The following is an 8,425-nucleotide window of genomic DNA, read 5'->3' on the forward strand; positions in this document are numbered from 1 at the left end:
CAGATTCCGATTCGTTTCGAGGGCCTACATGGTGAGTGTCCAGTCCCCTCCAGACCGCCGCGAACTCCCTTACGCGCGGGTGCTGTTGCTGCCCGCCATACTGATGGCCACGGCGACCGGGGCCGCCGTCGCCCTGGTGGCCCACCCGGCCCGGCTCGCCGTGGGACTGTGCGGCGCCCTCGCCACGGCCCTGGTGACGGCCGCGGGCGCCGAGGCGGTCCGCCGGGGCCGGCGGCTGCGCCAGGCGCACGCCGACCACGCCCGTCACTGCGCGTATCTGGAACGCCAGGTCGCCGCCCACGACGAGGTGAACCTCCGGGTCGCGAAGGAGGTCCTGCCGACCGCGCTGAAGGTGATGCGCGGCGGGAACACGCCCGGCGAGGTGATGCGGCACTTCATCGACTCGGACCCCGCCTACGGCGACCTCTCCGAGGCGCACCGCACCGTCGTGAAGACCATGCTGGACATCGTCGACCGCGAGGAGATGATGCGCGACTCCGCGCAGCGCGCCTTCGTCAGCGTCGCCCGCCGGGTCCAGGCGATCGTCCACCAGCAGGCGGGCGAGCTGCGGGAGATGGAGGAGGACCACGGCCGCAACCCCGAGGTCTTCGACGACCTGCTGCGCATCGACCACGGCACCTCGCTGATCGGCCGGCTCGCCGACTCCATCGCCATCATCGGCGGCGGCCGCCCCGGCCGCCAGTGGCCCCAGCCGGTCCCGCTGTACAGCGTGCTGCGCGGCGCCATGTCCCGCATCCTGGAGTACCGCCGCATCAAGCTGGACTCCATCGCCAAGGTCAACATCCGCGGCATCTCCGTCGAGCCGCTCATCCACGCACTCGCCGAGCTCATGGACAACGCCACCCGCTACTCGCCGCCGCAGACCGACGTGCACGTCAACGCCGTCGAGGTGCAGACCGGCATCGCCATCGAGATCGAGGACGCGGGCGTCAGCCTCGGCGAGGAGGCCCGCGCCAGGGCCGAGGGCCTGCTGGAGGCCGCCAAGGCCGGCGTCGACGTCCAGGACCTCAGCGACACCCCGCGCCTGGGCCTCGCGGTCGTCGGCCGTCTGTGCACCTCGTTCAACCTCCAGGTGTCGCTGCGCGCCTCCGCGTACGGCGGGGTGCGCGCCGTCCTCATCGTGCCCGCCGAGATGATGACCTCCGACCCCGCGCCCGGCTTCGCGCACGGCATCGGCGCCACCGCCGTACCCACGATCGAACTGGGCGCGCTGGAAGGGCCCAAGCGGCCGCCGAAGAAGCGCCGCCCCACCAGCCCGCGCATCCCGGACCAGGTCCCCGTGCAGGACGACGTACCCGAGGTCACGGAGTGGACCGAGAAGGGCCTGCCGCAGCGCCGCAGCCGGATGAAGACCCCGCTCAGCCAGCGCTACGCCGAGGCCGCCGCCTCCGAGCGCGCCGCCCGTGAGGGCACGCCCGACATCTGGACGCAGGAACCGACCGAACCCGAGCCCGGGCCCAAGCAGGAAGAACGGGAGCCCGGACTGTGGGTCGAGGCCTTCTGGGAGGGCCTGAAGAAGGACAACCCCGGCCCGGACCCGACGGACTTCACGCGCAACCCGACCGCGTACACGCATCTGATCGACAAGCCGGCCCGCTCCGGAGCCGACGACGAGGGGGACCTCAAGTGATCCAGCAGCGAGCGAACTTCGACTGGATGCTCAAAGATCTCTACAAGAGCGTCCCGGGCATCGAGATGATCGTGGTGCTCTCCGCCGACGGCCTGCGCATCGCCCGCTACGCAGGTGACGAGGACGCCGCCGACCGGGTCGCGGCCGCCTGCGCGGGCCTGCAGAGCCTGGCCGGCGCCGTCGCCCAGGAACTCCCGACCAGCGACGGCGAGATGAAGGTCGTCATCATCGAGCTGAACGGCGGCTACTTCTATCTGATGGCGGCGGGCGCCAACGCCTATCTCGCGGTCCTCGCCGACGTCGTGTGCGAACCCGGCAACATGAGCGCCCACATGCGCGACCTCGTCGTGCGCATCGGCTCCCATCTGACCAGTCCGCCCCGGCGCAACGGGCAGACCGTATGACTCCTCCGCGACGCCGACGGCGACAACCCCCGCAACCGCGCACCGCGCGACCGCCCTCGACGGAACCCGAGCAGCCGTCCTCCGCGCGGCCCCCGCAGGAGGGGGAGCGCAAGAACCCCGAGCGGCTGTACGTCATCACCGGACCCGAGGGCGAGCGCGCGCCCCTGGACCTGGTGTCCCTGATCGTCGCGCGCGCCGAGCCGCCCTCCTCCGCCACCCCGGAGCAGGCGGCGGTGCTCCGGCTGTGCGCCAACCCGCTGTCGGTGGCCGAGCTGTCGGCCTGGCTCAGCCTGCCGTTCAGCGTGGTGACCGTGCTGGTCACCGAGATGCTGGCCGCCGATCTGGTGCAGGTGCGCGCCCCCATCGTCCGCCGGCAGCTCCCCGACCGTTCCCTTCTCGAAGCGGTGATGCATGGACTTCAAAGGCTCTGACGCCGTCCCGGGCCCACGCGCCGAGGACCAGCTGCCGCACACGGCGCAGGCCGCGGCCAAGATCGTCATCGTCGGCGGCTTCGGTGTCGGCAAGACCACCATGGTCGGCGCGGTCAGCGAGATCAGGCCGCTGACCACCGAGGAGACCATGACCCAGGCCGGTATCGGGGTCGACGACAACTACGGCTCCGACACCAAGACCGCCACCACCGTGGCCATGGACTTCGGCCGCATCAGGATCACCGACCAGGTCGTCCTGTACCTCTTCGGCACCCCGGGCCAGGAACGCTTCTGGTTCCTGTGGAACGGCCTGTTCGAGGGCGCGCTCGGCGCCGTCGTCCTCGTCGACACCCGTCGCCTCGAAGTCAGTTACGACGTCATGGGACAACTGGAGGAACGCGGTGTGCCGTTCGTGGTCGCCGTCAACTCCTTCCCCGACGGCCCCCGTTACCCGATCGAGGACCTGCGCCAGGCGCTCGACCTGACACCCGAGATCCCGATCGTCGAATGCGACGTGCGCCGGCGTGCCTCCAGCCGCGACGTCCTGCTGACCCTGATGCGCTTCCTGCACTCCATGGCCCTGTCCGGCAGCCTCGTCTGAACCTCCGTCCGTCGGCCCACCCCCGGATCGACCCCAGCCTTCCCGGAGCGACCACCGTGACCTCTGAACACCACTCCCCGACCGGTGCGGACGACCTCGTGACCGGCCCGCCCCCCGGCTGTCCCGCGCACGGCCGCGGCCCCGGCGGACTGCACCGGATCTACGGCCCCGACGCGGCGGACCTGGGCGAACTCTACGAGCAACTGCGCGACGAGTACGGCCCCGTGGCCCCCGTGCTGCTCCACGAGGACGTACCGATGTGGGTGGTGCTCGGCCACGCCGAGAACATGCACATGGTGCGCACACCCTCGCAGTACACCCGGGACAGCCGCATCTGGACCCCGCTGCTGGAGGGCCAGGTCAAGCCCGACCACCCGCTCATGCCGCACATCGCCTGGCAGCCCATCTGCTCCCACGCCGAGGGCGACGAACACCTGCGGCTGCGCGGCGCGGTCATCGGCGCCATGTCGACGATCGACCCCCGGGGCGTGCGCCGCCACATCTACCGCCACACCCAGCGCCTGGTGAACGGCTTCTGCCTCAAGGGGCACGCCGACCTGGTCAGCCAGTTCGCCGAGCACCTGCCGATGGCCGTGCTGTGCGAGATCCTCGGCATGCCGGAGGAGTACGGCGACCGGCTGGTGCTCGCCGCCCGCGACGCGCTCAAGGGCACCGAGACGGCCATCGCCAGCCACGGCTACGTCATGGACGCACTGAGCCGGCTCACCGCACGGCGCCGGGCCCGGCCCGAGGAGGACTTCACCAGCCACCTCATCAACCATCCGGCGCGGCTCACCGACGACGAGGTCAGGGAACACCTGCGGCTGGTGCTCTTCGCCGCCTACGAGGCCACGACCAACCTGCTCGGCAACGTGCTGCGCCGGGTGCTCACCGACCCCGGCTTCGTGGCCCGGCTCAACGGCGGCCAGATGACGGTGCCCGAGGCGGTCGAGCAGTCCCTGTGGGACGAGCCGCCCTTCAGCACCGTCCTGGGCTACTTCGCCAAGCAGGACACGGAGTTGGGCGGCCGGCGCATCCGCCGCGGCGACGGGCTGCTGTTCGCCCCGGCCCCCGGCAACGTCGACCCGCGCGTACGTCCCGACCTGTCCGCCGGCATGCAGGGCAACCGCTCCCACCTCTCCTTCGGCGGCGGCTCGCACGAGTGCCCCGGCCAGGACGTCGGCCGCGCCATCGCCGACGTCGGTGTCGACGCGCTGCTCAGGCGTCTGCCGGACGTCCAGCTCGACTGCGACGAGGACGAGTTGCGCTGGACCACGTCCATCGCCTCACGGCATCTGGTCGAACTGCCGGTGGCGTTCGAACCGAAGCCGGAGCAGGACATCCGGGTCACGCCGACCCACGGCAACCCGATCCCGTCGCAGCGTTCCACCTGGCAGGTCGGTTCGCTCGAACCGCAGCCCGCGCCGGCCGTCGCCGCACAGTCCGGGCCGGTCGCCGCCGGGCAGTCCGGGCCGGTCGCGGAACCGCAGTCGGCGCCCGCCGCCGCCCAGCCGGACCGGCTCTCCCCGACGTCGACGGAGCCGGCTCACCGGCTCGGAGCCTGGCAGCGCCTGGTGCGCTGGTGGCGCGGCTACTGACCGGCCGGCCCCACGGTCTGCCCGTCGGCCGGTCCGTCGGCCCACTCCCCGTACGCGGACCACGCCGCAAGCGTCCGCCCGCTGCGGAACCGGTGCGCCACGCCCGTGACCGGATCGGTGAACTCCAGCTCGCGGGCCAGCAGTTGCAGCGGACGCCGGAAGTCATCGGCCGGCCGGGGGGCGGTCACCACGGGATACAGCGGATCGCCCAGGATCGGCACACCCAACCCGCTGAGGTGCAACCGCAGTTGATGGGTCTGGCCGGTCCTGGGCAGCAGCCGGTACCGGCCCAGTGCGCCGCCCGGGCCGTCCCGCCACTCCAGCAGCTCGATTCGGCTGACCGCGTTGGGCTCGCCCTCGACCTCCCGCGCGTCCAGCACCCCGCGCTCCTTGACGATCCGGCTGCGCACCGTGGCGGGCAGCGCGAGCGCGGGATCGTACGGGGCGACCGCCTCGTACTCCTTGCGCACCAGGCGGTCACGGAACAGCGTCTGGTACGCGCCGCGCTCCTCGGCCCGCACCGTGAACAGCACCAGCCCGGCGGTGAGCCGGTCCAGCCGGTGCGCGGCGGTCAGGGACGGGATGCCGAGTTCCCGCCGCAGCCGGGCCAGCGCGCTCTGGGCGACATGGCCGCCGCGCGGTGTGGTGGCCAGGAAGTGCGGTTTGTCGACGACCACGATGTGCTCGTCGCGGTGGACGACCTCCAGAGGGAACGGCACCGGCACCTCGGCGGGCAGCTCCCGGTGGAACCACACGTACGCCCCCGGTGCGTACGCCGCGTCCGACGGCACGGCATGTCCGTCCGCGCCGACCACGAGGCCCGCCTCGAACATGGCGGCGACCGCACCCGACGGCGCCCCCGACATCCGCTCCACCAGATACCCGCAGACCGTGCCCCACGATCCCTGGAGAGGCAGTCGCACCCGCACCGGGTCGACTCCGTCGCGCTGCGGCAGCGGGGAGGGCGGTGGCGGGGTCCGGCGTCTCATCGCCGACCAGCCTACGAGGCGGACCGCGCCCCGGGAAAACCGCTGGGCGCGTCCGGGGCGGCCGGGCAGGATGCCGACCATGCCCTTTCTGACGACCGACGTGCTGCCCGCGGGCACCCTCGCCGACCACCCCCAGCCCGTCCTGGCCACCGGTGACGGCCTGAGTCTGCGCCCCTGGCGGGCAGCGGACGCGCCCGCCGTCCACCGCGCGTTCCAGGACCCGGCCCTGCACCGGTGGCATCTGCGGGCCGCCGACTCCGAGGACGAGGCCGGCCACTGGATCGATGAGTGGCGGCTGGCCTGGGCCGGGGAACGCGACGCGCAGTGGGCCGTCGTGGACGAGGACACCGACCGGCTGCTCGGCCGGGTCGCACTGCGCGAGATCGTGCTCGCCGAGGGTCTGGCGGAGGTCGCCTACTGGACCGTGGCCGACGCACGGGGCCAGGGGGTGGCCGCGCGGGCCACGGCGGCCCTCGCCGGCTGGGCCCTGGACGCGATCGGCTTCCACCGCCTGGAACTCACCCACGCCACCGCCAACGAGGCGTCCTGCCGGGTCGCCGTCAAGACCGGCTTCACCCTGGAGGGCACCAAGCGCAGCGCGGGACTCCACCGGGACGGCTGGCACGACATGCACCTGCACGCGCGGGTGCGGGGCGACCGGCCATAGCCCCGCGCCCCGCGCCCCGCGGCCCGTGGCCTGCGCGCCGTGGCCCGCGCCCCGCTGCCGGGCAGGCCGGGGACCGGCGGACGCGGGCGCGGACGTGCCGCCCTGCCTCGGCGCCCGCACGCCGAGCCGTACGCGCGACGGCTCCCCACGTCCGTGAGGACGCGGGGAGCGCGGTCGGCCGCTCGGAGCCGTGAGGGCGCGGGGGAGCGCGGTCGGCCGCCCCGGACCCGCCCGGCTCGGAGCTCCTGGCTCGGGCCGGTCGGCTCGGAGTGCTCGGCCCGAGCCGGTCGGTCAGGCCGCCGAGGCGGGCACCGGCTCGATCGTGGTCGCCGGGGCCTCCGCCCGCCTCCGGTACGTCCGCCAGGCCCCGCCCGCCGCGACCGTCACGGTCAGGAACAGCACCGTGAACCACCGGAAGTACCAGTGCCCGCCCGCCGGGTCGTACACCGCGGCGCGCGGCCAGGCGAGGTTGACGGTCATGAACAGGCCGTACACGAGCGCGAGCGCGTTGACGGGGACGCCCCAGCGGCCCAGGGAGAACAGCGGGGCGCCCGTCTCGTCGGTGCCGTGGACGGCGAACTCCCCGCGCAGCCGGCGTACCAGCAGGGGGCCGGTGACCATCGCGTAGGCCAGGTAGAGCATCACGATGCAGGTGGTGCCGATGGCCAGGAACGCCTCCGGGGAGGCGAAGTTCAGCAGCAGCAGGACCGCCGCGAGGACGCCCACGACCAGCGCGGGGCCACTGGGCATGCCGGTGCGCGGGTCGACCTTCGCCAGTCGGGCGGAGAAGGGCAGCCGGCCGTCGCGGGCCATCGAGAAGAGCATCCGGCAGGCCGCGGTCTGGATCGCCAGCGTCGCCACCGCGATCGCCACCACCACGTCGGCCAGCAGCAGCTTGCCGACGCCGTCGCCCAGGCTGCTGGTCAGGACGTAGCTGAGACCGTCCACCGCCAGATGCCCGTCGGTGAGGCTGGGCGCGGCGAGCAGCCCGCCGAGCACGATCAGCCCGCCGAGCAGGCCGGCCGCGCCGAGCGCGGTGAGGATCGTGCGGGGCGCGGTACGCCGGGGCTGATGGGTCTCCTCGCTCATCTCGCCCGCGCTGTCGAAGCCGATCATCACGTAGGCGGCCGTGAACGAGCCCACCAGCAGCGCGCCGAACAGGCCGTCCTGGGCGGCACCCGCGGTGTGGAAGGTGATGCCGGGGGAGCGTTCGGAGTGGGTGAGCAGCAGGACCACGATGAGGACCGCGCCGATGATCTCGGCGGTCACGCCGATCCGGTTGACCAGGGACATCACCCGGTTGTCGAGGATGTTCACCAGGGTCGTCAGGACCAGCAGGAGGACGCCGAGCAGCGCCGCGTTGGCCGCGCCGTCCGCGGACGTGGGAGCCGGGTCGGTGCCGATCAGCTGGAAGCCGGACCAGATGGCCGGGAGCACCATCTGCAGGGCCAGCGCCGCCGCGGCGACCACCACGATCTGCCCGATCACCATGATCCAGCCGGCGAACCAGCCGAAGGCGGCGTTCGACAGGCGTGAGGACCACTGGTAGATGGCGCCCGAGATCGGATAGCGGGCGGCGAGTTCCGCGAAGCAGGCGGCCACCAGCAACTGCCCTACCAGCACGGCAGGCCAGGCCCAGAAGAAGACGGGGCCGCCGAACGCGTACCCGAAGGCGAAGAACTGGAAGACGGTCGTCAGTACGGAGATGAAGGAGAACCCGGCGGCGAACGACGCGTACCGGCCGAGGCTGCGGTGCAGTTCCTGGCGGTAGCCGAACTCCGAGAGGGACTGGTCGGCGGGGGGCTTCGGGGGGTCGGGACGTACGTCGGAAGCGGCTGTGGTCGTCACGGCGGCACCTGCCTTGGGCACGTAATTCCTGTCGGGCGACAGAAATTAGGGACCGCTCGTTTCGTCCGCGTCACGCCGTCGTGTCCGGAGCGGGCCCAAGTCCTCACGCCCTCACGCCCTCGCGGCCGTTCACGGTGTGCGGGCGCCGGGACACGGCGAAGCGGCGGCCCCCGGGGGGGGCGCCCCGTCGCCGGACGGGGGTAACCCCCGGGGGGCGGAACCCAACAGGAGGGCGT

General features: G+C 72.9%; 8 protein-coding genes. 6 read left to right on the forward strand and 2 right to left on the reverse strand.

Annotation, left to right across the window (positions count from 1 at the left end):
* The first annotated feature begins 28 nt into the window (after positions 1-28).
* The 5 genes from ABT085_RS17270 to ABT085_RS17290 are packed head-to-tail and all read left to right on the forward strand — an operon-like array spanning position 29 to position 4,685.
* Complete coding sequence (locus ABT085_RS17270) at positions 29-1,651, forward strand: ATP-binding protein (protein ID WP_351607801.1); 1,623 nt, start codon at positions 29-31, stop codon at positions 1,649-1,651.
* On the forward strand, positions 1,648-2,055 hold the full coding sequence (locus tag ABT085_RS17275) for a roadblock/LC7 domain-containing protein (protein WP_351607804.1): 408 nt from the start codon (positions 1,648-1,650) through the stop codon (positions 2,053-2,055). Before ABT085_RS17270 ends, ABT085_RS17275 begins: the two co-directional genes overlap by 4 nt.
* Complete coding sequence (locus ABT085_RS17280) at positions 2,052-2,486, forward strand: DUF742 domain-containing protein (protein WP_351607806.1); 435 nt, start codon at positions 2,052-2,054, stop codon at positions 2,484-2,486. The genes ABT085_RS17275 and ABT085_RS17280 overlap by 4 nt, the downstream gene beginning before the upstream one ends.
* Positions 2,467-3,087, forward strand: coding sequence for a GTP-binding protein (locus ABT085_RS17285; protein ID WP_351607809.1), 621 nt, complete (start codon positions 2,467-2,469; stop codon positions 3,085-3,087). The genes ABT085_RS17280 and ABT085_RS17285 overlap by 20 nt, the downstream gene beginning before the upstream one ends.
* Positions 3,088-3,143: 56 nt before the next feature.
* Positions 3,144-4,685 carry a cytochrome P450 gene (locus ABT085_RS17290; RefSeq protein WP_351607812.1) on the forward strand — a complete coding sequence of 514 codons (1,542 nt, stop codon included), beginning with the start codon at positions 3,144-3,146 and terminating at the stop codon, positions 4,683-4,685.
* Here ABT085_RS17290 and ABT085_RS17295 read toward each other — a convergent pair.
* Positions 4,679-5,674, reverse strand: coding sequence for an RluA family pseudouridine synthase (locus ABT085_RS17295; RefSeq protein ID WP_351607815.1), 996 nt, complete (start codon positions 5,672-5,674; stop codon positions 4,679-4,681). The two genes, ABT085_RS17290 and ABT085_RS17295, sit on opposite strands and share 7 nt — an antisense overlap.
* 79 nt (positions 5,675-5,753) lie before the next feature.
* Between ABT085_RS17295 and ABT085_RS17300 the strand changes: the two genes are divergently transcribed.
* Positions 5,754-6,341, forward strand: coding sequence for a GNAT family N-acetyltransferase (locus ABT085_RS17300; protein ID WP_351607818.1), 588 nt, complete (start codon positions 5,754-5,756; stop codon positions 6,339-6,341).
* Positions 6,342-6,632: 291 nt separating this feature from the next.
* On the opposite strand, the gene ABT085_RS17305 is transcribed toward ABT085_RS17300, so the two are convergent.
* A complete protein-coding gene (locus ABT085_RS17305) occupies positions 6,633-8,189 on the reverse strand; it encodes an amino acid permease (protein WP_351607820.1) in 1,557 nt (518 codons plus the stop codon).
* Positions 8,190-8,425 lie beyond the last annotated feature (236 nt).

The organism is Streptomyces sp. NPDC002265, from assembly GCF_040296125.1.
Classification (GTDB): Bacteria; Actinomycetota; Actinomycetes; order Streptomycetales; family Streptomycetaceae; genus Streptomyces.

Bases quoted from the DNA above. Each gene is read 5' to 3' on its own strand.
- ABT085_RS17270 (WP_351607801.1), top strand. From the start codon at position 29: ATGGTGAGTGTCCAGTCCCCTCCAGACCGCCGCGAACTCCCTTACGCG.
- ABT085_RS17280 (WP_351607806.1), top strand. From the start codon at position 2,052: ATGACTCCTCCGCGACGCCGACGGCGACAACCCCCGCAACCGCGCACC.
- ABT085_RS17285 (WP_351607809.1), top strand. From the start codon at position 2,467: ATGGACTTCAAAGGCTCTGACGCCGTCCCGGGCCCACGCGCCGAGGAC.
- ABT085_RS17295 (WP_351607815.1), bottom strand. From the start codon at position 5,674: ATGAGACGCCGGACCCCGCCACCGCCCTCCCCGCTGCCGCAGCGCGAC.
- ABT085_RS17300 (WP_351607818.1), top strand. From the start codon at position 5,754: ATGCCCTTTCTGACGACCGACGTGCTGCCCGCGGGCACCCTCGCCGAC.